Origin of the sequence: Streptomyces sp. NPDC013455 (assembly GCF_040632975.1) — a bacterium.
GTDB lineage: Bacteria > Actinomycetota > Actinomycetes > Streptomycetales > Streptomycetaceae > Streptomyces.
Map to the genome: position 1 here is coordinate 24,295 of NZ_JBEYCX010000020.1, position 24,148 is coordinate 48,442.

A 24,148-nucleotide genomic window follows, 5' to 3' on the forward strand; every position below is an offset into this window, starting at 1 on the left:
TTCCCAGGTGCCCGCCCCCGTCAGGGCGTCCGTTCGCGCAGGTCGGAAGGGGGTTGTCAGACGTTCTCTTCCGATATATCGTTGAGGCATCGCGAACGATACGCGAGACTACGTGACTGATCGAAGATGGAATGGAGTGATCACGATGCGTCCCCACGGATTCGAGCGTGGACATCGGCACGAGGGCTTCGGCCACCGGGGTATGGGCGGCTTCGAGGCCCGGCGGGCCGCTTTCGGGCCCTTCGGGCCGGGCGGCCCCGGGTTCGGTCCCGGCGGCCCGGGCTTCGGGCCCGGCGGCTGGGGGCCGCGTGGCAGGGGTGGCCCGCGGGGGCGGGCGCGGCGAGGTGACGTGCGCGCCTCGATCCTGGCCCTGCTCGGGGAGCGGTCCATGCACGGCTACGAGATGATCCAGGAGATCGCCGAGCGCAGTGGCGGTGCCTGGAAGCCCAGCCCGGGTTCGGTCTACCCGACCCTCCAGCTGCTGGAGGACGAGGGTCTGATCGTCAGTGAGAGCGAGGGCGGCAAGAAGCTGTTCGCCCTGACCGAGAGCGGGCGGGCCGCCGCCGAGGAGGGTGCGGAGGCTCCCTGGGAGGAGGCCTCCCGCGGTGTCGACTGGGAGGCCCTCAGCGAGATCCGCCAGGCCGGCTTCGGTCTGATGGAAGCCTTCGGGCAGGTCTGGAAGACCGGCAGCAAGGAACAGCGCGAGAAGGCGCTGACGGTCATCAACGACGCCCGCAAGAAGCTGTACCTGATCCTCGCCGACGAGCACTGAGCGGGCGCCGGGCGCCGGGTGCCGGGTGCCGGGTGCCGGGTGCCGGGTGCCGGCCGGTGCCGGGCGTCGACGGGGGCCGGGTGCCGGCCGGAGTGGCGGTGCCTGCGGGGCGTGACAGCCCGTACTGATGAACCGTCAGGACCGTCCCGCAGCCGGTACGTGCGGCGCGGCGGCATGGCCGGCTCCGGGCGCGCCGGGCAAGGGGGCGCGCTCTCCGCGGTACCGGTCCGGTCAGATCTCCTCCGTAGGGATGAGATCCGGGCCGGTGATGTCCACTCCGCGTGGGACGCGAAGATGGTTCCCCTCGTGGATGCCCCCTCTCGCTGAGGCTGGTGAGGTGGGGGTGTGCAACCCCGTACAGCCCACCGGACCGCCCACGACACGGCGGCTCCGCACACGGACGGCGCTGCCGGGCTCGGTGCCGGGCTGGCAGCGGTGGTCGCCGCTGCCCGCCGCAGGGCCGTCCGGGACAGGGACCGGCAGACCGACACCGCCCATCTGCTCCACGCCCTGCTGGAACACGACCCCGAGGCGCGTGCCGCCGTAGGCGGACCGCCGGAGCTCGCCCGCCTCCTCGGCTACCTGGTGCAGCGCAGCATCGGATACGGGCTGCGCTGGCAGAGCAGTGTGGAGGACTCCGGCGTGATCGCCGCCGTCCCCGCGCCGGCCGGCCCGGACGCGCCGACCCGAGAGGCGGCGCGGCCCGGGGAGACCGCGCAGGCCGAGGGGACCGTGGTCCTGCCCGCACCCGGTGCTCCCGTCCTGGACGGCGCAGTCCGGGACGGCGGGGCCGGGGAGGGCGCGGCCCGGGACGGCGCGCGCTGGTCGCCCGCCGCGTCCGCCGCGCTCGCGACCGCCCGGGCGCGGGCCCGGCGCCGGGGAGCGCCCCGGGTCGCCGGGACCGACCTGCTGGCGGCGCTCGCCGCCGACCCGGGGTCACGGGCCGCCGAGGTCCTCGGCCACGCCGGCATACCGGCCGGCGACCTGTGCGTCCGGATCGACGCCGCGGACGGCGAGTACGCCGACGGCGAGTACGCCGACGGGGACCACGCCGACGCGGGGCGCGCCGACGGCGAGTACGCCCTGGGGAAGTACACCGACGGGGGCGCGGCCCGCTGAGGCGGTGGCGGCCGCCGGGTCGCTCGGCGTCCATCACCTGAGACAGGTGTCATCAGGGGTGACGCTCATGTCGTCGCCTGTCATCATGTGCCGGTGCATACGTCTGTGAGCAGTCAGGACAGCCCCGGCAAGGCGGCCGGGCTCGGCCTCGCGCTCGCCTCGGCGCTGGCGTTCGGCGGGTCCGGTGTGGCCGCCAAGCCGCTGATCGAGGCGGGCCTCGACCCGCTGCACGTGGTGTGGCTGCGGGTGGCCGGCGCCGCCCTGGTCATGCTGCCGCTCGCGGTCCGGCACCGGTCCCTGCCGCGCCGCCGGCCCGCGCTGCTCGCCGGGTTCGGACTGCTCGCCGTCGCCGGTGTCCAGGCCTGCTACTTCGCCGCGCTCTCCCGGATCCCGGTGGGCGTGGCGCTGCTCGTCGAGTACCTGGCCCCGGCCCTCGTCCTGGGCTGGGTGCGGTTCGTGCAGCGGCGGCCCGTGACCCGCGCCGCCGCGCTCGGCGTGGTGCTCGCGGCGGGCGGTCTCGCCTGCGTGGTGGAGGTCTGGTCGGGGCTGAGCTTCGACGCGCTGGGCCTGCTGCTCGCCCTGGGCGCCGCCTGCTGCCAGGTCGGCTACTTCGTCCTGTCCGACCAGGGCGGCGACGCGGGTGACGCCGCGCCGGACCCGCTCGGCGTGATCGCCTACGGACTGCTCGTCGGCGCCGCCGTGCTCACGGTCCTGGCCCGCCCCTGGAGCATGGACTGGTCGGTGTTGGCCGGCACCGCTCGGCTGGACGGCACCGCCGTACCGGCTTTCGCGCTGCTGGCCTGGATCGTGCTGGTCGCCACCGTGCTCGCGTACACCACCGGCGTGCTGTCCGTGCGCCGGCTGTCGCCGCAGGTCGCCGGCGTGGTCGCCTGCCTGGAGGCGGTCATCGCGACCGTGCTGGCCTGGGTGCTGCTCGGCGAGCACCTGTCCGCGCCGCAGGTCATCGGCGGCGCGGTCGTCCTGGTCGGTGCCTTCATCGCCCAGTCCTCGGCCCCCGCCGCGCCCTCGCCCGAGCCGGTCGCCTCGGGCGGCGCCGAACGGGAGCTGTCCGCCCGCGGCACCGCCGCCGCCTGAGGCGCGGCTCACGCCATTGCGCCCCGCACCCGGCCGGCCCCGGACTACCTGGCCGCCAGGTAGTCCGGCAGCTCGACGCCCGGTGCCAGGTCGGCGTTGGGGACCGGGGCGTCGTAGCCCTTGCGGAGCGGGACGACGCCGGCCCAGTGCGGCAGGGACAGGTCCTCCGGCTCGTCGTTGGCACCGCCGGTGCGGAGCTTGGCCGAGACCTCCTCGAGGTCCAGGCGGATGACCGCGGTGGCGGCCAGCTCCTTCTTGTTCGCCGGCCGGGAGTCGGCGGCGCGGCCCGGTACGACGTGGTCGACCAGCGCGTCCAGGGCCAGCCGCCGCTCTTCGGGGTCGGTGACCTCGTGCGCGACGCCGTGCACCACGACCGAGCGGTAGTTGATCGAGTGGTGGAAGGCGGAGCGGGCCAGCACCAGGCCGTCCACGTGGGTGACCGTCAGGCACACCGGCAGGCCGGGATCGGCCTGGCCGGTCATCCGCAGCGGGCGCGAACCGGTGGACCCGTGGACGTACAGCCGCTCGCCGACCCGGCCGTACAGCGTCGGCAGCACCACCGGGACGCCGTCGCGGACGAAGCCCAGGTGACAGACGTACCCCTCGTCCAATATCGCGTGCACGAGCTCCTTGTCGTACGACGCCCGGTCCGCGGAGCGCGTGGGCACGGTCCGGTCGGTCGGCGTGTAGGCGCTGTCCTGCGTGTCCTCGGCGGTGCCCGGCATGTCGGTCCCCTTCCACGGTCGCCCACGACTGGCGACTCGCTTTGCACTAGTGCATACTGTTCTTTGTGCTAGGAGAATATCGGATCACCGGACGCGGCGCAGCCGAAATCGCGGCCGGCATCGAGCGCGCGGTGGGCGCGGGACAGCTGGAGCCGGGCCAACACCTGCCTCCCATGCGGGAGTTGGCGGCCCAGCTCGGGGTCAATCCGAACACGGTCGCCGCCGCGTACCGCACCCTGCGCGAACGCGGGGTGATCGAGACGGCCGGCCGCCGGGGCAGCCGCGTCCGCCCCAAGCCGGCCACCACGAGCCGCGAGCAGCTGGGCGTGGAGGTGCCCCCGGGAGGCCGGGACCTCGCCTCGGGCAATCCCGACCCGGCCCTGCTGCCCCGCCTGGGCGCCGCCCTCGCCGCGGCGGCCGCGCAGGGCGACGGCCGGCCCGTCCGCTACGGCGACGACCCCGTCGACGCGGACCTCGCCCGCATCGCCCGCGCCGAACTCGACGCCGACGGTGTCCCCGCCGGTCCGCTGACCGTCACCTCCGGCTCCCTCGACGCGATCGAACGCGTCCTGACCGCGCACCTGAGACCGGGTGACACGGTCGCCGTCGAGGACCCCGGCTGGGGGAGCCTCCTCGACCTGGTCCCCGCGCTGGGCCTGCACACGGCCCCGGTCGGCGTGGACGACGACGGCCCACGCCCCGACGACCTGCGCCGCGCCCTGGAGGCCGGAGCCCGCGCCCTGGTCGTCACCGACCGCGCGCAGAACCCGACCGGCGCCGCGCTGACCGCGACGCGCGCGCGGGCCCTGCGCGCGGTGCTGCGGGACCACCCGCAGACCCTGCTCATCGAGGACGACCACGGCCACGGCATCGTCGACCTGCCGCTGCACCCGCTCGCGGGCGTCACCGGCCACTGGGCCTTCCTCCGCTCGGCGGCCAAGGCGTACGGCCCCGACCTGCGCCTCGCCGTGCTCGCCGGGGACCCCGTCACGGTCGACCGGGTCCAGGGCCGCCAGCGCCTGGGCCCCGGCTGGGTGAGCCTGCTCCTGCAGCGGGCCGTGGTGCACCTGTGGACCGCCGGCGCGGTGGACCGGGCCGCGGTGGCCCGCGCCTACGGCGTGCGCCGCGACGCCCTGGTGGGCGCTCTGGCGGACCGCGGGGTCACCGCCCACGGCCGCAGCGGCATGAACGTCTGGGTGCCGGTCCCCGACGAGACCGGCTCGGTGGCCCGGCTGCTGCAAGGGGGGTGGGCGGTCGCCCCGGGCGCCCGCTTCCGCCTCGCCTCCCCACAGGGCGTCCGCATCACGGTCTCGGCGCTCGCGGAAGCGGACATCGCCCCGGTGGCGGACGCGGTGGCGGCGGCGGTACGGCCCTCTCCGGCACGCGTGTACGGGTAGGGGCGCGGGCCGGCTGCGGTGCGGCCGTCTCATGCGCGCGCGTGCGGGTGGGGGCGCGGGCCGGCTGCGGTGCGGCCGTCTCACGCGCCTGTGTGCGGGTGGGGGCGCGGGCCGGCTGCGGTGCGGCCGTCTCACGCGCCTGTGTACGGGTGGGGGCGCGGGCCGGCGGCGGTGCGGCCGTCTCCGGGCAGGGGGCGCGGAGGCCGCCCCCCCTGCCGCCGCTCAGCCGCTCTTGGGCCGCAACTGGGTGAGCGCGGCCCCCGCGAGCACGATCACCGCGCCCACCGGCGTGGTCCACCGCAGGGACTCTCCGAGGATCGCCACTCCGGCGGCCGTGGCGATGACGGGGATGAAGTACGTGACCATCTGGGCGGTGGTGGGTCCGACCTCGGCGACCAGGCCGTACTGCAGGAGCACAGCGAGCCCGGTGCCCAGCGCGCCCAGCGCGGCGACGGCCAGCAGCGGGACGAGCGCGATCCGCTCGGGCACGCTGGTGAACACCGGCGTGACGACCGCCAGCTGGACCGTCGCGAGCAGCAGCTGTCCGCCCGTCATGGCCAGGTGGGAGTTGCCCGTGCCGGCGAGCGTCCGCCGGACGTGGATCCATCCCACCGCATAGCTCAGCGAGGCCAGCAGCGCCATCGCCGTGCCCGTGGCGTCCAGTCCGTGGAATCCCTGCCAGGCGCCCAGCACGGTCAGCACCCCCAGGAACCCCAGCCCGAGGCCGGCGACCCGGACCCGGGTGGGCCGGTCCTCCGACAGCGCGACCAGGGCCAGTGCCATGCCCCACAGCGGCGAGGTCGCGTTGCAGATGCCGGCCAGCGTGGACGGGATGGTCAGCTCCGCGTAGGCGAACAGAGAGAACGGCAGGGCGTTCAGCAGGAAGGCGGCGACCGCCATGTGCCCCCACAGCCGGGCCCCGCGCGGCAGCCGCTCCCGCTTCACGGCCATCGCCGCCACCAGCACCGCCGTACCGAACACCAGCCGCCCCAGGGTCACCTGGAAAGGTGCGTAGCCCTCCGTCCCGACCTTGATCAACAGGAAGCTGAAGCCCCAGATCAGCGACAGGGCGCCGAAGCGGAGCCGCCAGTCGAGGCGGGCACGGGCGCGAGGGCCGGCGGGGGCGGGGGACAGGGTGCGGGACGGGGTGACGGTGCTCATGACCTCAACGATGCTGGAGGCAACCTCGTAGGACAATCGACAATTCTCACCTGGTACCTCTTAGAATCACTTACATGTTGAACCTGGAGCGCCTGCGCACCCTGGAGGCCCTGGCCCGGCACGGCTCCGTCAGTGCCGCCGCCGACGCCCTGCACGTGACCACCTCGGCGGTCTCCCAGCAGCTGGGCAAGCTGGAACGGGAGATCGGCCAGCGGCTCCTCGCCAAGAACGGCCGGGGGGTCCGGCTCACGGACGCGGGCCGGCTGCTCTCGGAGCACGCGGCGCGCATCCTGTCCCAGGTCGAGCTGGCCGAGTCCGACCTGGAGGCCCACCGCGGCCAGGTCGTCGGCGAACTGCGGCTGTCCGCGTTCCCGACCGCCGCCCGCGGCCTGTTCCCGGCCGCGCTCGGCGCCCTGCGCACCGCGCACCCGGGGCTGCGGGTGCGCTCCAGCGAACTCGAGCCGGAGCAGGGCGTCGCCGGGGTGGTCCGCGGCGATCTCGACCTCGCGGTGGTCCTCGACTGGTACAACAAGCCGATGCCCGTGCCCGACGGGCTGGTCAAGGCGCCCCTGCTGGACGATCCGGCCGACGTCGCCATGCCCGCCGGACACCGGCTCGCGGACCGGGACGAGGTGGACCTCACCGAGTTCGCCGAGGACGAGTGGATCACCTGGGGCGAGGGCGAGTTCTGCCACGAGTGGCTGATGTTCACCCTGCGGTCCAAAGGCGTCGAGCCGATCGTCGGCCACCGCGCGGGCGAAACCCACACCCAGCTCGGTCTCGTGGCCGCCGGTCTGGGCGTGTGCATCGCACCGCTGCTGGGCCGCCACCCGGTGCCCGACGGCGTGGTCCTGGTGCCGCTCAAGCAGCGCGTGCGCCGCCATGTGTACGTCGTCTGGCGGGCGGACGCGGACCGCCGGCCCTCGATCCGCGCGGCGGTGGACGCCCTGCGCACGACGGCCCGGGACGTGGGGTGAGCCCGGGGTGAACCAGGCGAGGGCGCGCGGTGGCCCCGGGGTCGGGACAGCGTGAGCCCGGGCCGGGCGCTATGCCGCGCCCAGCTTCCGGAAGTCCCACGACACGATCTTCTCCGGCGTCAGCCGGGCCCAGGCGTGCCGGCCGTCGTGCGGCATCTCGTCCAGACCGAAGTACTTGCGGGCGAACAGCGTCTCGGCCGTGTCCAGTTCGGCGCACAGCTCGCCCCTGCGCGGCACCTCGCCCGCGAACTCCACCCGGCCGGACAGCTCGGCCCCGCGCAGTTCGTCGTACTGCTCGCCCGAGTCGACCACCACGGCCACCCGCGGATCACGGCGCAGTTGCGCCCAACGGCGGCTGCGCACCACCGAGTACAGCCACAGCGAGGTGCCGTCCCAGGTGAACCAGAGCGCGCTGACATGCGGTGTGCCGTCGGCCGAGACGCTCGCGACCCGGCAGGTGCGCTGGGTGGTGAGGAACTCGTCCAGCTCGCCGGGCGTCATCATGATCCTGCGGCCCCGGCGCTGTTCCGTGACGGTCATGCGGCCCCCTCTTCTCCCCGTGGTGCCCGAGAACTCCTCTGCCCGGCCGGTCCTCTGACATGCAGTCAGGCAAGGAAACGGCCCTGCCTCCGCTCGTACCCGGATGCGGCCGCTCTCACCGCCCCGCACCCAGGCGAACACCCCCGCGGTCCTCCGCAGCACCCGCGCGCCGGTCTCGGCGATCGCGCTCACCGACGAGGTGCCCGGCTGTCCCGAGCGGGGGCACGGGCGCGGCCGGGCCGGCTCAGGCCAGTGTGATCTCGTCGCCCGAGACGGTGATCTTCGCGGCGGGCAGCGGCTGGGTCGCCGGCCCCTTCTTGACGCTGCCGTCCTCCACCGAGAAGTGGCTCTGGTGACACGGGCAGACGATCACCCCGTCCGCCACGCTGCCCACCGCACATCCCGCGTGGGTGCACTTCGACGAGAACGCCTTGAAGGTGCCCGCCTCCGGCTGGGTCACCACGACCCCCTGGTCCTTGAAGATCTTGCCGCCGCTCGGCCGACGAGTCGTCGCCCGAACCGCAGGCGGTCAGCGCGGCGGCGAGTCCCGCGGCTCCGACCGCCGCCACGACGGTACGGCGGGCCGGCATACCTGCGGGCTGGAGCGGTGCGCTGGTCATGTGGGATTCCCTTCCGCGGAGCTCGTCGTGGTCCGCCATGGGGTACGGCCGTGCGGCGGCCGACGTTCAGACGGGCACCCGGATCCCTGCCGTCCCACCCGGATCCCTGCCGTCCCACCGGTGAACGCGCCGCGGACCGGAACCCTCCGCCGGTCGCGGGCCGGGCGCCGGACCGTCTCGCCAGTAACCTGGGGCGATGCTCAAGGAAGTCACCGCGACCCGCTACATCACGCCCCTGCGTGAGGGGGGCTCGCTGCCGGGGCTCGTCGAGGCCGACGACTTCGGGACCTACGTCATGAAGTTCACCGCCGCCGGACAGGGCCGCAAGACGCTGGTCGCCGAGGTGGTCTGCGGCGAACTCGCCCGGCGCCTCGGATTCCGGATGCCCCGGCTGGTCACCGTCCGGCTGGACCCGGTCCTCGGACTCGGCGAGCCCGAGCAGCAGGTGCAGGACCTGTTGCGGGGCAGCGGGGGCACCAACCTCGGGATGGACTTCCTGTCCGGCGCGCTCGGCTTCGATCCGCTCGCGCTCGAGGTGAGCCCCGAGGAGGCCGGCCGGATCGTCTGGTTCGACGCGCTGATCAACAACGTCGACCGCTCCTGGCGCAACCCCAACCTCCTGGTCCACCAGGGCGAACTGTGGCTCATCGACCACGGCGCCACCATGATCTGGCACCACAACTGGCCCGCCGCCGAGGCGTCGGCGGCCCGTCCCTACGACGCCTCCGACCATGCCCTTGCCCGCTTCGCCCCGGACGTGTCCGCCGCGGCCGCCGCACTCGCGCCCCGGGTCACCGAGGACCTGCTCGCCGAGGTCACCGCGGAGATCCCCGAGGAGTGGCTCGCCGACGAGCCCGGCTTCGACACCCCGGACGACCTGCGCCGGGCCTACGCGCGGCCGCTGCTCCGACGGGCTGCCGTCATCGCCGACCGCATCACCGGCACCGGTTCCGGACTCCAGGAGGGCAAGTGAGCGAGCGCCACATCCACATGGCCGGCCATGTGACCGAACGGCACATCACCCGGGCGGGGCAGGGCGGTGACCGGGACGTGTTCGAGTACGCGCTGCTGCGGGTCGTGCCGCGGGTGGAGCGCGGGGAGTGCATCAACGCGGGCGTGGTCGTCTACTGCCGCGCCCGCGCGTACGTCGGCGCCCGCACCCATCTGGACGAGGCGCGGCTGCTCGCGCTGGACCCGGCCGCCGACGTCGCCGGGGTGCGCGCCGCGCTGCGGGCGGTCGAGCGGCACTGCGCGGGCGGCGAGGAGGCCGGCCAGGCCGTCGGCGACGACGCCGGACGGCGCTACCGCTGGCTGATCGCGCCCCGCTCCACCGTGGTCCAGCCCGGCCCCGTGCACACCGGCCTGACCACCGACCCGGCCGCCGAGGCGGAGCGGTTGCTGGACCTCCTGGTGAGGTAATGGATCACACCGGCCGGATGTGCCGTTGACACCGCGTGCCAGGGTCTCTAGCGTCACGGGTGCTGAAGGTACTAAGCGGTCGCTCACCGCATGAGGGGTCCTCTCCGAGGGCCCCGACGAGTTCTCTCAAGGGCGAGGAGAAGCAATGTCCACCACTGAACAGCGGGTCGCGGTAGTCACCGGCGCGGCGCGCGGCATCGGCGCCGCCACCGCCGTACGGCTGGCCGCCGAGGGCCGGGCGGTTGCCGTGATCGACCTGGACGAGGCCGCCTGCAAGGACACCGTCGAGAAGATCACCGCGGCCGGCGGCAAGGCCATCGCGGTCGGCGCGGACGTCTCCGACGAGGCACAGGTCGAGGCGGCCGTCGCCCGGATCGTCGAGGAGCTGGGCGCGCCGACGATCCTCGTCAACAACGCGGGCGTGCTGCGCGACAACCTGCTGTTCAAGATGAGCGTCTCCGACTGGGACACCGTCATGAACGTCCACCTGCGCGGTTCGTTCCTGATGACCAAGGCCGTCCAGAAGCACATGGTGGACGCGGGCTTCGGCCGGGTCGTCAACCTCTCCTCCTCCTCGGCGCTCGGCAACCGCGGCCAGGTCAACTACTCCGCCGCCAAGGCCGGCCTCCAGGGCTTCACCAAGACCCTCGCCATCGAGCTGGGCAAGTTCGGCATCACCGCCAACGCCGTCGCCCCCGGCTTCATCGCCACCGAGATGACGAAGGCCACCGCCGACCGCGTCGGCATGGGCTTCGACGACTTCAAGAAGGCCGCCGCCACCCAGATCCCGGTGCAGCGCGTCGGCGAGCCCGAGGACATCGCCAACGCCATCGCCTTCTTCACCGGCGAGGCGGCCGGCTTCGTCTCCGGCCAGGTGCTGTACGTCGCCGGCGGACCGCTCAACTAACGGACTCGAGGGATTCAGAGGTACACGGACATGACCGAACTCCCCGAGCTGTCGGGCCGGGTCGCGCTCGTCACGGGTGCGAGCCGCGGCATCGGCTACGGCGTCGCCGAGGCCCTGGTCGCCCGCGGCGACCGTGTGTGCATCACCGGGCGCAACGAGGACGCGCTCAAGGAGGCCGTCGAGACGCTCGGTGCCGAGCGGGTCATCGGCGTCGCCGGCAAGGCCCACGACCTGGACCACCAGGCCGAGGCCGTCGAGCGCACCATGGAGGCCTTCGGCCGGGTCGACTTCCTGGTCAACAACGCGGGCACCAACCCGGTCTTCGGCCCCATCGCGGACCTGGACCTGAACGTCGCCCGCAAGGTCTTCGAGACCAACGTGATCTCCGCGCTCGGCTTCGCCCAGAAGACCTGGCACGCCTGGCAGAAGGACAACGGCGGGGCGATCGTCAACATCGCCTCGGTCGCGGGCCTCGCGCCCTCGCCCTTCATCGGCGCCTACGGCGTCAGCAAGGCGGCGATGATCAACCTGACCCAGCAGCTCGCGCACGAGTTCGCGCCCAAGGTGCGGGTCAACGCGATCGCCCCGGCCGTGATCAAGACCAAGTTCGCCCAGGCCCTGTACGAGGGCCGGGAGGAGGAGGCGGCCGCGGCCTACCCGCTCGGCCGGCTCGGCGTGCCCTCCGACATCGGCGGCGCCACCGCGTTCCTCACCTCCGAGCAGTCCGCCTGGGTCACCGGTCAGACGCTCGTCGTGGACGGCGGCATCTTCCTCAACGCCGGTGTGAGCTGAGTATCTCTTCCGGGCGCCGAAATCCGGACGGATCGGCGCCCGGAAGACCACCCGGTGTCCGCTCACCGGACTGACAACGTCGTCACGGCCCGGACGGTCCGGAAGGCGGTACTCCGGGCCGGTCCAGGGCGCCGGACGCTGCGGTATGGTCTGCCGACCCTTGGCATGGCGGATCGAGGAGCGTGCGCGTGTTCAACCGGAACCGATTCCTGCGGAGAGTCGCGGCAATCGCGTCCATATCCCTGGTGACCGGGTGCAGTCTGCTGTCCGACGGCGACCCCGACAGCCAGGGGCCGATCGTCGTGGGCACCACCAGCGCCCCCAGCACGCTCGATCCGGCCGGTGCCTGGGACGGCTCCTGGGAGCTGTACCGGAACATCTTCCAGACGCTCCTCGCCTACCCGAACGGCGCCACCACCCCCCAGCCCGACGCCGCCCAGAGCTGCTCCTTCACCGACTCGTCGAGCCGGACCTACCGCTGCAAACTGCGCGCCGGCCTGACGTTCGCCGACGGCGACCCGCTGACCGCCGAGGCGGTCCGGCACTCGATCGACCGCATCCGCACCATCAACGCCCAGGGCGGCCCCGCCGGGCTGCTCGGCAGCCTGGACCGCGTCGAGACGTCCGGTGAGCGCGAGATCGTCTTCCACCTCAACCAGCCGGACGCCACCTTCCCCTTCGTACTGGCCACCCCCGCCATGTCGATCGTGGACCCGGACGACTACCCCGCCGGCTCGCTGCGCAAGGACACCTCGGTCCACGGCTCCGGCCCGTACGAGCTCCAGTCCTACGAGGAGGGCGGCGAGGCCGTCCTGGTCCGCAACGACTCCTACCACGGCTTCGCCGAGCCGAAGAACGACGCGGTGACCATCCGCTACTTCAAGGACTCCGCCGGCATGGTCGAGGCGCTGCGGGACAAGCAGATCGACGTCACCTACCGAGGTCTCGCCGCCGACGACATCCTGGCCCTGCAGGAGCACGACGACGAGGACCTCCAGCTGGTCGACGGCGCCGGCACCGACATCAGCTACCTGGTCTTCAACCCCAAGGACCCCTGGGCGAAGCAGCCCGCCGTGCGCAAGGCCATCGCGCAGCTCGTGGACCGGAGCGCGATCGCGCACAAGGTCTACAAGGACACCGTGGACCCGCTGTACTCGATGGTCCCCAAGGGCCTGACCGGCCACGCCACCGGCTTCTTCGACGACTTCGGCGAGCCGAGCACCGCCAAGGCCCGCAAGATCCTTGCCGACGCCGGCATCACCCGGCCGGTCCCGCTCACCTTCTGGTACACCACCGACCGCTACGGCTCCGAGACGGCCCTGATGTTCAAGGAGCTGAAGCGGCAGCTGGAGGACTCCGGCCTCTTCAGCATCACCCTGGAAAGCCGCCCCTGGAAGAGCTACGTGGTCGGCTACCAGAAGGGTGAGTACCCGGTGTTCGGCCGCGGCTGGTTTCCGGACTTCCCCGACGCGGACAACTTCATCGCCCCGTTCGTCGGCGAGCGCAACGCCCTCGGCACCCCCTACCCGGTCAAGGAGATCACCGGCAGGCTGCTGCCCCACGCGCGCGCGGAGAGCAACCGCGCCAAGACCGTCAAGGACGTGGAGGAAGCCCAGCAGATCATGGTGGACGACGCCCGGCTGCTCCCGCTCTGGCAGGGCCGGCAGTACGTGGCGGCCCACGTCGACATCTCCGGCGGCGAGCAGGCCCTGGACCCGTCGACGATCATGATGATGTGGACGCTGCACCGCAAGACGAGCTGGTGAACGGGCCGTCCGGACCGCGTTGTCAGTGGTCGCCTGTAGGTTCTGAAGCCTGCAAGTGACCGCACGCCGCAGTTGCCCGACACCGTGAGGACGTTGACGTGACCGACATCGCCATGCTGCCCGAATCCTGGCGCGGGGTTCTGGCCGACGAGCTCCAGCAGCCCTACTTCAAGGAGCTGACGGAGTTCGTGGAGGAGGAGCGGGCGAAGGGTCCCGTCTACCCGCCGCGCGAGGAGGTCTTCGCCGCGCTCGACGCCACGCCGTACGAGCGGGTGAAGGTCCTCGTCCTCGGCCAGGACCCGTACCACGGCGAGGGCCAGGGCCACGGCCTGTGCTTCTCGGTCCGCCCGGGCGTGAAGACCCCGCCGTCCCTGCGGAACATCTACAAGGAGATGCAGGAGGAGCTCGGCCTGCCGGTCCCGGACAACGGCTACCTGATGCCGTGGGCCCGCCAGGGCGTGCTGCTGCTGAACGCGGTGCTGACCGTCCGGGCGGGCGAGGCCAACTCGCACAAGGGCAAGGGCTGGGAGAAGTTCACCGACGCCGTGATCCGCGCGGTGGCCTCCCGCCCCGACCCGGCGGTCTTCGTCCTGTGGGGCAACTACGCGCAGAAGAAGCTCCCGCTGATCGACGAGACCCGCCACGTGGTGGTCAAGGGGGCGCACCCCTCGCCGCTGTCCGCCAAGAAGTTCTTCGGCTCCCGCCCGTTCACCCGGATCAACGAGGCGATCGCCGCGCAGGGGCACGAGCCGATCGACTGGCGGATCCCGAACCTGGGCTGACGCCCGCCCGGTGCGGGGCGGCCGCCGCGAAGCGGCGGCCGCGGCTCCCCAGGAGGCCGTGCGCCCGCCGTGCGACCGGCCACGACGGGCCCGCGGCCTGCCACCGGCCCACACCGCAACGGCGCCGCCTGACCGGGAATCCCCGCGGCGCCGGTTAGCGTCGGGGGCGGACCATTGCCGACGGCCCGGAGGGACACCGTGGCGGAGCGACAGGAGCAGACGGCGCCGGACGCCGTGCTGACGCGGATCGGGCAGGTCGTGATGCTGCACCACGGCGGCGACCGCGAGGAGGCCCGCAGCCGCCTCCTGGACCTGTGGACGGAGATCGGCGAGGACGGCGACCCGCTGCACCGCTGCACGCTCGCGCACTACCTGGCCGACACCCAGGACGACCCGGCGGACGAACTCGCCTGGGACCTGCGGGCGTTGTCCGCGGCCGAGGAGCTCGCCGAGGGCCGCGCGGCCGGCGACCCGGCGAGCGTCCGCGGGTTCTTCCCCTCGCTCCACCTCAACCTGGCCGCGGACTACGTCAAACTGGGCCGCGCCGAGGCCGCCCGCAGCCATCTGCGCCGGGCCCGTGGCGCCGCGGGTTCCCTGGCCGACGACGGCTACGGCGACGGGGTCAGATCCGCGATCAGCCGACTGGAACTGCGGCTGCGCGAGGACGGCACCCCGAGCGGGGACGGCTGGGGACCGCCCCGGCAGCGCTGACGCCGCGTGCGCGGTGCGGTGAGGGTGCGTCGGCCGGCCGCGCCACGCCATCCCGGCGGCGCGGACGTGCGCGGACGGTGCGCGGTGCGATGGGAGGCCGTCGGCCCGTGGGCCGCCGTCGCGGCGGGGCCCGCACACGGGGCGGGGCCGCACACCGATGACACAGTGCCCCTTCGAGGGCGGTCAGTGGCCGTACGCCTGCTCGCAGATCCTCGCCTCGGGGCCGTTCTCGTGCCAGCCGCCGTACGCCTTGCCCAGGGCGCACACGTCCGGGGCGGGCGGGACCGGGGGCGGGCCGGAAGGGTCGCCGTGCGGTCGGCCGGAGGGGGCCGGGCGGGGCCGGTGCCGCGAGGGCTCGGGCCGGTCGGGCGGCCGGTGCGTGGTCCCGGGCGTGGCCGGTGCGTGGTGCCGGGCGGGTGACCCGGACTCCGCCGGGTGCCCGGACGGCCCGACCATCTCCAGCGCCTCACGGACCGGCGCCTGCACCACGTGGGGTTCCGCGCTGCCGTCCGGGTGCGGGGCCGAAGGCTGTGAGGGCACGGTGTCCGGCCGGGGCCCGGGTGTCACCGGGTGCCGCACCGTGACACAGCCGGAGAGGGCCGAGACGGCCACGGTGACCACAAGCGCTGCGACGGTCGTCGTTCGATGCACCCGCGCAACTCTGCTGGGTCACCCGTCGGCTCGGCACCAGGGAGCCGGATCCGATGCCCCGAACGGGTGATTGCATGCCCCGTGCGGAGGGTTTCCGTGTACCGGAGGTGACGTTCCCGGCGCACGGCGGGCCCGTGAGCGGCTCGCGCGGACCGCACGGAACACGACGGCGGCGCTGGCCGGCGGCCCCCGTATGCTTCCGGCAGGAACACGCGGGCGAGCGGCAGGGGAGAGCACGTGAAGGTCGGCTGTATCGGACTCGGGGACATCGCGCAGAAGGCGTACCTGCCGGTGCTGGGCACGCAGCCGGGGCTCGACCTGCACCTCCAGACCCGCACCCCCGCCACCCTCGACCGGGTCGGTGACAGCCTGCGCCTGTCCCGGGAGCAGCGGCACGCGACGCTGGACTCGCTGCTCGCCGCCGGCCTCGACGCGGCCTTCGTGCACGCGCCCACCGCCGTCCACCCCGAGATCGTCACCCGGCTGCTGGAGGCCGGCGTCCCGACCTACGTGGACAAGCCGCTCGCCTACGAACTCGCCGAGTCCGAGCGGCTGGTCGAGCTCGCCGAGCGGCGCGGGGTCTCGCTGTCCGTCGGCTTCAACCGGCGGTACGCCCCCGGGTACACGCAGTGCCTGGACCACCCGCGTGAGCTGATCCTCATGCAGAAGAACCGCATCGGGCTGCCCGAGGAACCGCGCTCGATGATCCTGGACGACTTCATCCACGTCGTCGACACCCTGCGGTTCCTGGTGCCCGGACCGGTCGACGACGTGACCGTCCGCGCCCGGGCCGAGGAGGGGCTGCTCCACCACGTCGTCCTCCAGCTCTCCGGGGACGGCTTCACCGCGCTCGGCGTGATGAACCGGCTCAGCGGCTCCAACGAGGAGATCCTGGAGGTCTCCGGGCAGGACACCAAGCGCCAGGTGGTCAACCTCGCCGAGGTGATCGACCACAAGGGACAGCCGACCGTGCGCCGGCGCGGCGACTGGGTGCCGGTGCCCCGGCAGCGCGGCATCGAACAGGCGGTCCTCACGTTCCTCGACGCCGTGCGGGCCGGGAAGGTGCTCAGCGCCAGGGACGCGCTGGCGACCCATGAACTGTGCGAGCGCGTGGTGCGAGCGGTTCAGGACCGCTCCGGCGCAGCCTGAGCGCCCGCGCCCCCTCGCTCACGCCCAGCGCGGCCAGCACCAGCAGCGCGCCGTGCACCGGCCAGTCGCCGTGGCGGACGTACGGGGTGACGCCGTGCGCGAGCGGTACGTCGTAGACGCGGGCAGTGCTCGCATCGGTGCCGAGCCAGGGGCCGAGGCGCCGGCCGTCCGGGCCGTACACCGCCGACACGCCCGTGAGGGTGGCGTGCACCATCGGCCGGCCGGTCTCGGCGGCGCGCAGCGCGGCCAGCGAGGCGTGCTGCTCCGGCGCCCAGCTGCTCTGGAAGGAGGAGGTGGAGCTCTGGCCGAGGAGGAGGTCCGCGCCGTCCCCGGCGAGGTGCCGGCTCATGTCCGGGAAGGCGGTCTCGAAGCAGATCAGCGGGCCGACGCGCAGCCCATGACCGACGTTCATCACGGTCTGGCCGGTGCCGCGGTGCCGGTCCTCGCCGGCCGCCCGGCCCACCGAGGTGGCCCAGCCGAGCAGTGAGCGGGCCGGTATGTACTCGCCGAACGGGACCAGCCGCATCTTGTCGTACCGGTCGCCGGTCAGGCCGTCCGGACCGATCAGCACCGAGCTCTTGTAGATGCCGGGCCGGTCGGAGCGGCGGGCGTCCACGTTCACCAGCACGTCGGCGCCCGTCTCACGCGACAGCGCGGCGATCCGGCGGGCCAGGTCGGGACGGTCGTCCAGGTCGAAGCCCACGCTGGACTCGCCCCACACGACGAGGTCGACGTCCTGCCCGGCGAGCCGCCGGGTCAGCCGCTCCTCCAGGTCGAACCGCTTGTCACCGCTGGCCTGCCCGGCCACGACACCGGGCTGCACGACGGCGACCCGGACCCGGCCGTCGACGTCCGGACGCGGTGCCCACACCCACGCGGCCGAGGTCGCGGCGGCCGTCGCGGCCAGCGAGGCCACGGCCGGCACACGGACCCGGCGGACGGCGAGCAGCACGGCCGCCGCCACGTTGACGGCCACCACCAGGAAGCTGAGCAGCCACACCCCGCCGGCCGAGGCCAGCTGCAGCGCGGGCTCCACCTGCCACTGGCTGGCGCCGAGCATGCCCCACGGACCGCCGAGGCCCTGCCAGGACCGGACCAGCTCCACCGCCAGCCAGGCCGACGGCAGCAGAAGCAGCGCGAGGGCACCCCGGCCCGGCGACGGCGCACCGCCGAGGAACCGGCGCACCAGCCACCCCCAGGGCGCCCAGAGCAGGCCCAGCAGCGCGCCTATCAGGAAGATGAACACGTGCAGGCTCGGCAGCAGCCAGTGGTGTACGGCCACCAGGAAGCCGAAACCGCCGCACCAGCCGTCGTACGCGGCCCGCCGCCCGGTCGGCGCCGAGCGGGCCAGCAGGATCCACGGCACCAGGGCGACGTACGCGAACCACCACAGGGACGGGGCGGGGAAGGCGAGCACGGGCAGGGCGCCCGCGAGTGCGGCGGCGCCCGAGCGGCGCCAGGGGGAGGTCAGCCAGCGGTCGATCGTCCTCATACCGCCCCTCCCTACCCAGGCTCTGCCTCCAGTGTGCGCGTGGGAAGCGATCTACGACACGGGAGTGCCGGATCAGTCGCCGGCCCCGGCCGCCGGGTGCTCGGACGTACGCCGCCACTTCTCCCGCACGACCACTTCGCGCAGGCGCCAGCCCTCCGGTGTGCGCAGCAGCGCGAAGTCGTAGCGGCCGCCGCACACCAGGTCGGGGGCGGCGGATCCGTCGGGGCCGGCGAAGCGCAGGGGGCTGAGGTAGTCGGCCCTGACCCGGGCGGTGTCGCCGGTGTCGTGTTCCAGGACGCCGAACCACACCTGCCGGTTGACGATCAGGTGCTGGCACACGGCGACCGGGGCCAGGTGCTCGGCGAGCCAGGCGGCGATGCGCCCCGCGTCGCCCTCGACGCCGCCCGCCGAGCGGTAGTCGGCCCGCCCGTCCGCCGTGAACAGCCCCCGGTAGGCCGCCCAGTCACCGTCGTCCACCGCCACCGCGTACGCGGTGACCAAGTCGTCCACGGCCAGCCGGTCCCTCACGGTCGCGAACTCCGCGCGCTGTGTCATCGGCACAGTGTTGGGCACGGCGGCCGCTGGGCCAAGAGGTGCGCGGGGTGAATATTCGGTGGTGCGGGACGCCCGGGGGAGCCGAACCTGTTGCCGTGAACGCGCAAGCCACCACCACCGGACCGCAAGACACCACGACCGAACCGAAGTTCCGCATCCGGGCCCGGCACACCGACGCCACGGTCACCGTCTACCAGGCCTACCGCCCGGAGATCGGCCGCCCGGCCGCCCGGGCCGGACGCTTCCCGGCCGCCCGGAAGCGGGACCGGATGACCTGGATCATCAAGCCGCGTTCACAGCCCTCAACCAGTGCAGCAGCGGGACCCCAAGGGGGCTACTCCACCTCGATGCCGAAATCCTGAACTAGCTCCTCCAGGCCGCCCGTGTAGCCCTTGCCGCCCAGGACGAAGTCCCAGTCTCCGTTCGACCTTCGGCGGAAAGATCCGAGTACCAAGGCGGTTTCGCGCGGCCGGCCGTCGGAGACTTCAAGCTGTCCGAGCTCAGCCAGCCCCGGGTCGAGCAGGCGGATGGAGGCGTTTGTGAAGCCGGAGAGGTCGGCGTCCGGGTTGACCTCTGGGTCGATGGCCGCCACGAGCACGAACCGGTCGGCCTCATCGGGCAACCCGTCGAAGGAGACGCAGATCGCGGCCTTGTCAGGTGCAGTGGCGGGGAGAGCCCGCACTGAGCCGTCCGGCGTCTGCGGGTTGTTGAAGAAGACGAAGTGATCGTCACTGAGGACCCGGTTGCCACGGCAGACGAGAGCGCACACGTCCAAGGCGACGCCTCCGGTCCACGACATGCCCAGAACGTTGTAATCCTCTGGTAGCCGAGTGCCCGGCACCGAGGGCGTCGGCTGTGCCGGGATTTGCCGACCGCCGTCACCAAGCCGCCCACGCAGCCCGTGACGATGCAGCAGGTCGACGAGTTCGGGGCCCGAGATGAGTTCCAGCGGCTTGCCGTTGGCGAAGGTGTGTGAGCCGGGGCCGAACCCTGACGTCGTCACGAGGACGCCCTTGTTGGCGCCGACGTCCTGCACGGTTCCGTACAAGTCGCGCACAGCGGTGGGCGGCACCGTGCTGCGGTAGCGCTTCACCTGCACGACGATCTTGCCGCCTCGGATGGGCGTGGGATCCAGTGCGTCGACGTCCACACCACCATCGTTGGAACGCTGGGTGGTCACCGCCTGCATCCCCATGGCCCGGAAGAGATCGGCAACGAGATTCTCGAAGGCTACCGGGTCCATGGCGAACAGGTCCGGTTCCTCGTCGCTTCCATGGGCGACGATGCGGTTCCCGACATCCTGCGGCCGCCTGCTCGGCCGTACTGGTGTGAGTTGGTCCGGTCGAGCCGAGAGCTGACCACGCAGTGCGTCAGCCAGGCAACTGCCTGCGTCCACCTGCGCCAGGTGTAAGTCACGGAACGAAGAGCGCGAGGCCATGACGGTCGCAAGGAAGATATGGCCCGGTCGGCCCGTCGTAGGGTCATGCCCATCGACGAACCCGTTCAGGGTCACTGACTCAAGCGCACCCAGCTCATCTGCGGCGAACAGTTCGTGCAGAACGAGGAGCATGCACTGCGCGAGAACCTCCCTGTACAGCGCACGGCGCTGGCCTACTGGGCGAGGGGTCTCCTTATCCTGGTCGACCCCGGACATGTATCGAACGGCCTTGACCTCCGGCACGATGCTGTAAGGGGGCAGTTCCCAATCCAGCACCAACTGTCGGGCCGCCGGGTCGTAGGCTGCTGCCACCTGGCGCGGGAAACCCTCCGGCCATGCCGTCGAGGCGTAGAGAGCAGCTGTGAAGTACTCGACCACGGAATCGGGATCTTGACGCCTTACGCCGTCGGTTATCGACGCAACGCCGGCGTTGTGTCGCCGTACATCAGCCAGCTGAGTATCGGCCCACTGCTGGTACTCCCGTTGATAGGCCGCCAGCTGTTGTTGTCGGTGTGCCTCTGCGGCTTGGGCAGCCTGCCAGTCCCGCTCGAAGCGTGCTCGTGCTTCCGCCTGCGCCTGTGCTCGGCGACTCGCAGTCCAGCCGCTCTGCGTTTGGTAGTGACTGAAATCCGGCATGGGCACCGGCTGCGCCAACGGTCCTGGAGCGAAGGGCTGTACCTCTTCGGGTCGGAGGAGAGAGGCAGCCCTGAAGGGCGGAGCCTGGCAACCCGAGGCAAGAAGACCCTGCAACGACGCAACCTGCGCGTCCAGCTCCTCCGTGCGTCGTAGAGCTTCTGCCTGTCGGTACTCGCGGTGGCTCTGGGCAGCTCGCCGCTGGTACGCCCGCGCTTGCTGTTCTTGCTGTCTCCGCCGTCTGGCTTCGGCCTCCAGTTGACGCTGCTGCTGCCGTTGCATTTCAGCCCAGACACCGACAAAACCAGTAGAGCGACGACTCATGTGCTGCAGGCCCTCCCCAAGGCGCTTTGGTTGTCCCCACAACCAGTTGTAACTAGACGACTGTAGCCAGCAATCACCGTCTCGCATATCCACTTGCCAAAGGAAGCACCGTCGGTCCATCTCCGCAGGTCAAGGTGACTGGAGGGTAACCAGGACGATGCCAGGCCGCAGGACTTAAACGGTCGCTTACCCATCGCTGGACGCCCTGTGTGCGGCGGTTGCAGAAAGGACTGTGAACGCGGCTTGACAGGGATCACCAAGGCGCGTTCACAGTTCCATCCGTGGCCGTAAGATCCTCTTCTGGTGGTCGACACGGCTTGTGGGGGCGAAGTTGGAGAGACCGGACGACCGCATCGCATCCGTCCTGCGCTTCGCTGCGGAACTCGTCGCCTGGGTGGCCACTCCCTAGGTCCTGTCCAGGTATTCATGGCTGCTTGCCGTCTTGGCGGTGGTGGTGCTGATCGGCCTCCCGACTGTCTTCTCCACTCCGGGAGACAAGGCGCAGGTGATCATCCCTGTCTCGGGTATGGTCACGATCCTGCTTGTGCTGCTCCAGCTCGCTGCTGCCGCGATCGCCGCATGGTTGGCATGGCCCATCTATGCGGCAATCCTCGTGTCTCTCCTCGTGGCCGCCACCCCTCGTTACGGAACGTCAACGTTGGCAGTGGCTACTCTCCACGGACCGGCACACCGGCTGAGCCGCGGAGGGGTGGCATCGGAGTGCGTTCGCTCCCCGGGCATACCCGCCACTTCCCTGCCTCGCCCTATCCTTCGGTGAAGTAGGTATACGGCGCCACCGATACTCCTTCGGAGACCGCACGTTCGTCGTCCTCGCCCGCCTCCAGTTCGAGGTCACGCGCCCACAACGAGTGCATGGACCACACGGAGAAGCCGGCGTGGAAGTCGTGGCCGATGTCTGAGGGCGTGCTCGAGTGCCCCAGGGCGTGGAGGTCTGCGACGACGTCATCCGGAAAGCGATAGGTCAGCTGAACCCCTTCGTAGTGCCTTCGGTATCGCCGCCTTCGCCGCTGTAGCCGATCTCCACGAGTTCGACCGTCTCGTCAGCCGCGTAGGTGATCACCAGCATGGGGGAGGCGGAGTAGACGGCGCGCTGTCCGCCCGGGCCGTGATACGGAGACCCGACGCGCTCCTCGACCTGTGAGCGCGGATCGCCGATTCTGACGAGGGCCACGCCTTGTCCTGGAACGATCTCCACGTTGACCATCCTGCCAGCCAGGACAACCACGCGGGAGTCCGCGGAGAGATCAGAACGCCGCCGCTCCGTCCAGCAAAGGTCTGTGAACGAGGCTTGACCTGGATCAAGCCGTCCTTCCTGTGGATGATGTACCGCTGCGGCTGGGGCACCAAGGAGGGGCAGGAGACCGTCCTCGCCGTCGAGATCAGCCGTGAGGGCTTCGAGTGGGCGCTCCGCCACGCCTGCCTGTCCCATTACGTGCCCGCCCTCCACGCCGACCAGGCCGCCTGGAAACGGGAGCTGGCGCGCAGCCCGGCCCGCGTCCAGTGGGACCCGGAGCGGGACCTGCACCTGAACCCGCTGCCGCACCGGTCCTTGCAGCTCGGTCTCGCCGGGGAGGCGGCCGCCCGGTACGCCGACGAGTGGATCGTCGGTATCGAGGACGTCACGCCGCTCGCCACGCGGATCCGCGCGCTGGTGCGGGCGGGCGAGGAGGAGCGGGCCGCCGCACTGCTGCCCGTGGAGAGGCCGTATCCGGTGGCCGACGGGGTGCTGGCACATCTGCGGGCCCAGGCGGGGCACTTCGGCGCCGCCGGCCGGGTTTCCGGCGCGGGCGGTGGGGTCAGGCCGCCTCGATGACCTGTCCGCGCATCGCCGCGGCCCATTCGATCACCAACAGCTCGTACTCCATGCGTTCCTGGGCCGACAGGATGCCGCCCGCACGCAGCCACAGCGCCCTTATCTGCTCGTTCACCTCGGCAGCGGAGCGCGCGGAACCAGGGGGCGGGGAATCGGGGGACATGCGCGACAGCCTAGGGGCAGGAGCTGACCGTGCGCTACCGCATCGCTACGCAGAAGGTATGCGGTTGGTCACCGGCCCGGCACGGTAAGGCGATCGTGGCGGCGACGTGCCTGGCCGTTCCCGGGGGCCCGCCCAGGTCGGGGCGCGTCGCCGCCGTGCGGAAGTTGTCCGAAACGGGGGCGGTGCGAGCGGGCGGTCAGCCCGCCGACTCCGCCGCGTGCGGGCTCAGCACACCCGCACCGACCAGGGCGATGATCACGATGCCGAGGGCGACGCGGTACCAGACGAACGGCATGAAGCTCTTGTTGGAGATCCACTTCATGAACCACGCGATGACCGCGTATCCCGAAGCGAAGGCGATCACCGTCGCGAACAGGGTCGGCCCCCAGGCGACATGGCCCTCGCTCAGCGAGTCCTTCACCTCGAAGGCGCCGGAGGCGAGCACGGCCGGGATGGCGAGCAGGAAGGAGTAGCGGGCGGCGGCCTCGCGCTTGTAGCCCATGAACAGGCCGCCGCTGATGGTCGCGCCGGACCGGGAGACGCCGGGGATGAGGGCGCATGCCTGGCACAGGCCGAAGATCAGGCCGTCCTTGACGCCGAGGTTCTCCAGCGTCTTGCGCTGCTTGGGTGCCCGGTGCCGGCGGCCGGTCTCGTCCAGGGCCGCCATCCGGTCGGCGATGCCGATGACCAGGCCGACGACGATGAGCATGGTGGCGGTGATCCGCAGATCGCGGAACGGGCCCTCGATCTGGTCCTTGAGCGTCACGCCCAGCACGCCGATCGGTATGGATCCGACGATCACCAGCCAGCCCATCTGGGCGTCGTGGTTCCGGCGCATCGTCTTGTCGAACAGCGAGCGGAACCAGGACGAGATGATGCGGCCGATGTCCTTGCGGAAGTAGATGAGGACCGCCGTCTCCGTGCCGATCTGAGTGATCGCCGTGAAGGCCGCGCCCGGGTCCTTCCAGCCGGAGAACGCGGCCGTCAGCCGCAGGTGCGCGCTGGAGGAGACGGGCAGGAACTCGGTCAGCCCCTGGACGAGTCCGAGGACGAGGGATTCAAACCAAGACATGAAGGTAGGGCGTCCAAGCGCTGGGAAGAAATGGTGATCATGTGACGAGGGCAG

At 72.1% G+C, this 24,148-nt stretch carries 23 protein-coding genes and 3 pseudogenes; 15 read left to right on the forward strand and 11 right to left on the reverse strand.

Going from position 1 to position 24,148, the window contains the following annotated elements:
• Positions 1 to 145 precede the first annotated feature (145 nt).
• The 3 genes from ABZ576_RS27240 (at position 146) to ABZ576_RS27250 (ending at position 2,986) form a co-directional block, all read left to right on the forward strand.
• On the forward strand, positions 146 to 772 hold the full coding sequence (locus tag ABZ576_RS27240; protein ID WP_360746147.1) for a PadR family transcriptional regulator: 627 nt from the start codon (positions 146 to 148) through the stop codon (positions 770 to 772).
• Positions 773 to 1,117: 345 nt separating this feature from the next.
• Positions 1,118 to 1,891, forward strand: coding sequence for a Clp protease N-terminal domain-containing protein (locus ABZ576_RS27245; protein WP_360746150.1), 774 nt, complete (start codon positions 1,118 to 1,120; stop codon positions 1,889 to 1,891).
• Between the two features lie 87 nt (positions 1,892 to 1,978).
• Complete coding sequence (locus ABZ576_RS27250; RefSeq protein ID WP_360746153.1) at positions 1,979 to 2,986, forward strand: EamA family transporter; 1,008 nt, start codon at positions 1,979 to 1,981, stop codon at positions 2,984 to 2,986.
• Between the two features lie 44 nt (positions 2,987 to 3,030).
• On the opposite strand, the gene ABZ576_RS27255 is transcribed toward ABZ576_RS27250, so the two are convergent.
• Positions 3,031 to 3,711, reverse strand: coding sequence for a pyridoxamine 5'-phosphate oxidase family protein (locus ABZ576_RS27255; protein WP_360746156.1), 681 nt, complete (start codon positions 3,709 to 3,711; stop codon positions 3,031 to 3,033).
• Between the two features lie 65 nt (positions 3,712 to 3,776).
• Here ABZ576_RS27255 and ABZ576_RS27260 point away from each other — a divergent pair, with 65 nt between their 5' ends.
• Positions 3,777 to 5,108: an aminotransferase class I/II-fold pyridoxal phosphate-dependent enzyme gene (locus ABZ576_RS27260; protein ID WP_360746159.1), complete on the forward strand. Its 1,332-nt coding sequence runs from the start codon at positions 3,777 to 3,779 to the stop codon at positions 5,106 to 5,108.
• 222 nt (positions 5,109 to 5,330) lie between these two features.
• Here ABZ576_RS27260 and ABZ576_RS27265 read toward each other — a convergent pair whose 3' ends face one another.
• Positions 5,331 to 6,269, reverse strand: a complete 939-nt coding sequence (locus tag ABZ576_RS27265; RefSeq protein WP_360746162.1) for a DMT family transporter — start codon at positions 6,267 to 6,269, stop codon at positions 5,331 to 5,333.
• Between the two features lie 74 nt (positions 6,270 to 6,343).
• Between ABZ576_RS27265 and ABZ576_RS27270 the strand changes: the two genes are divergently transcribed.
• Positions 6,344 to 7,246 carry a LysR family transcriptional regulator gene (locus ABZ576_RS27270; RefSeq protein ID WP_360746165.1) on the forward strand — a complete coding sequence of 301 codons (903 nt, stop codon included), beginning with the start codon at positions 6,344 to 6,346 and terminating at the stop codon, positions 7,244 to 7,246.
• Positions 7,247 to 7,315: 69 nt separating this feature from the next.
• Here the strand turns inward: ABZ576_RS27270 and ABZ576_RS27275 are convergent, their stop codons facing one another.
• Together ABZ576_RS27275 and ABZ576_RS27280 are read right to left on the reverse strand one after the other, a co-directional pair.
• The gene (locus ABZ576_RS27275) at positions 7,316 to 7,786 is read right to left on the reverse strand and encodes a pyridoxamine 5'-phosphate oxidase family protein (protein WP_360746168.1); all 471 of its coding nucleotides are present in this window, start codon (positions 7,784 to 7,786) and stop codon (positions 7,316 to 7,318) included.
• Between the two features lie 244 nt (positions 7,787 to 8,030).
• Positions 8,031 to 8,406 (reverse strand): annotated as a pseudogene (locus ABZ576_RS27280) (Rieske (2Fe-2S) protein).
• 196 nt (positions 8,407 to 8,602) lie between these two features.
• On the opposite strand from ABZ576_RS27280, the gene ABZ576_RS27285 reads away from it, so the two are divergent.
• The 7 genes from ABZ576_RS27285 (at position 8,603) to ABZ576_RS27315 (ending at position 14,783) form a co-directional block, all read left to right on the forward strand.
• Complete coding sequence (locus ABZ576_RS27285; RefSeq protein ID WP_360746171.1) at positions 8,603 to 9,379, forward strand: HipA family kinase; 777 nt, start codon at positions 8,603 to 8,605, stop codon at positions 9,377 to 9,379.
• Positions 9,376 to 9,825, forward strand: coding sequence for a DUF3037 domain-containing protein (locus tag ABZ576_RS27290; RefSeq protein ID WP_360746174.1), 450 nt, complete (start codon positions 9,376 to 9,378; stop codon positions 9,823 to 9,825). The genes ABZ576_RS27285 and ABZ576_RS27290 overlap by 4 nt, the downstream gene beginning before the upstream one ends.
• Before the next feature lie 145 nt (positions 9,826 to 9,970).
• Positions 9,971 to 10,732 (forward strand): 3-oxoacyl-ACP reductase FabG, encoded by a 762-nt coding sequence (gene fabG / locus ABZ576_RS27295; protein ID WP_360746177.1) that lies wholly within the window; start codon positions 9,971 to 9,973, stop codon positions 10,730 to 10,732.
• A gap of 30 nt (positions 10,733 to 10,762) precedes the next feature.
• Positions 10,763 to 11,524, forward strand: coding sequence for an SDR family oxidoreductase (locus tag ABZ576_RS27300; protein WP_360746180.1), 762 nt, complete (start codon positions 10,763 to 10,765; stop codon positions 11,522 to 11,524).
• A gap of 188 nt (positions 11,525 to 11,712) precedes the next feature.
• Positions 11,713 to 13,290 carry an ABC transporter substrate-binding protein gene (locus ABZ576_RS27305; protein ID WP_360746183.1) on the forward strand — a complete coding sequence of 526 codons (1,578 nt, stop codon included), beginning with the start codon at positions 11,713 to 11,715 and terminating at the stop codon, positions 13,288 to 13,290.
• A 98-nt stretch (positions 13,291 to 13,388) separates the two neighbouring features.
• Positions 13,389 to 14,072, forward strand: coding sequence for a uracil-DNA glycosylase (locus ABZ576_RS27310; protein WP_360746185.1), 684 nt, complete (start codon positions 13,389 to 13,391; stop codon positions 14,070 to 14,072).
• Positions 14,073 to 14,270: 198 nt separating this feature from the next.
• On the forward strand, positions 14,271 to 14,783 hold the full coding sequence (locus ABZ576_RS27315; protein WP_360746188.1) for a hypothetical protein: 513 nt from the start codon (positions 14,271 to 14,273) through the stop codon (positions 14,781 to 14,783).
• A gap of 183 nt (positions 14,784 to 14,966) precedes the next feature.
• Here ABZ576_RS27315 and ABZ576_RS27320 read toward each other — a convergent pair whose 3' ends face one another.
• Complete coding sequence (locus ABZ576_RS27320; RefSeq protein ID WP_360746191.1) at positions 14,967 to 15,434, reverse strand: hypothetical protein; 468 nt, start codon at positions 15,432 to 15,434, stop codon at positions 14,967 to 14,969.
• Positions 15,435 to 15,671: 237 nt separating this feature from the next.
• Between ABZ576_RS27320 and ABZ576_RS27325 the strand changes: the two genes are divergently transcribed.
• Positions 15,672 to 16,583, forward strand: coding sequence for a Gfo/Idh/MocA family oxidoreductase (locus tag ABZ576_RS27325; RefSeq protein WP_360746194.1), 912 nt, complete (start codon positions 15,672 to 15,674; stop codon positions 16,581 to 16,583).
• On the opposite strand, the gene lnt is transcribed toward ABZ576_RS27325, so the two are convergent.
• Entirely contained in the window at positions 16,501 to 18,075 is a 1,575-nt protein-coding gene (lnt, locus tag ABZ576_RS27330) for an apolipoprotein N-acyltransferase (RefSeq protein ID WP_360746197.1), read from the reverse strand. The two genes, ABZ576_RS27325 and lnt, sit on opposite strands and share 83 nt — an antisense overlap.
• Positions 18,076 to 18,147: 72 nt before the next feature.
• Positions 18,148 to 18,630 carry a nuclear transport factor 2 family protein gene (locus ABZ576_RS27335; protein WP_360746200.1) on the reverse strand — a complete coding sequence of 161 codons (483 nt, stop codon included), beginning with the start codon at positions 18,628 to 18,630 and terminating at the stop codon, positions 18,148 to 18,150.
• Positions 18,631 to 18,725: 95 nt separating this feature from the next.
• Between ABZ576_RS27335 and ABZ576_RS27340 the strand changes: the two are divergent.
• Positions 18,726 to 18,920 (forward strand): annotated as a pseudogene (locus ABZ576_RS27340) (DUF4291 family protein); the annotation flags it as partial.
• 44 nt (positions 18,921 to 18,964) lie between these two features.
• Here the strand turns inward: ABZ576_RS27340 and ABZ576_RS27345 are convergent.
• Together ABZ576_RS27345 and ABZ576_RS27350 are read right to left on the reverse strand one after the other, a co-directional pair.
• On the reverse strand, positions 18,965 to 21,025 hold the full coding sequence (locus ABZ576_RS27345) for a restriction endonuclease (protein WP_360746203.1): 2,061 nt from the start codon (positions 21,023 to 21,025) through the stop codon (positions 18,965 to 18,967).
• Positions 21,026 to 22,007: 982 nt separating this feature from the next.
• On the reverse strand, positions 22,008 to 22,241 hold the full coding sequence (locus ABZ576_RS27350; protein WP_360746206.1) for a hypothetical protein: 234 nt from the start codon (positions 22,239 to 22,241) through the stop codon (positions 22,008 to 22,010).
• Positions 22,242 to 22,334: 93 nt separating this feature from the next.
• Here ABZ576_RS27350 and ABZ576_RS27355 point away from each other — a divergent pair.
• Positions 22,335 to 22,859, forward strand: a pseudogene (locus ABZ576_RS27355) (DUF4291 domain-containing protein); the annotation flags it as partial.
• On the opposite strand, the gene ABZ576_RS27360 reads toward ABZ576_RS27355, so the two are convergent.
• Positions 22,843 to 23,022: a hypothetical protein gene (locus ABZ576_RS27360; RefSeq protein ID WP_360746209.1), complete on the reverse strand. Its 180-nt coding sequence runs from the start codon at positions 23,020 to 23,022 to the stop codon at positions 22,843 to 22,845. The pseudogene ABZ576_RS27355 and the gene ABZ576_RS27360 overlap by 17 nt on opposite strands.
• A 196-nt stretch (positions 23,023 to 23,218) precedes the next feature.
• On the reverse strand, positions 23,219 to 24,094 hold the full coding sequence (locus ABZ576_RS27365) for an undecaprenyl-diphosphate phosphatase (RefSeq protein ID WP_360746212.1): 876 nt from the start codon (positions 24,092 to 24,094) through the stop codon (positions 23,219 to 23,221).
• Between the last annotated feature and the right edge of the window lie 54 nt (positions 24,095 to 24,148).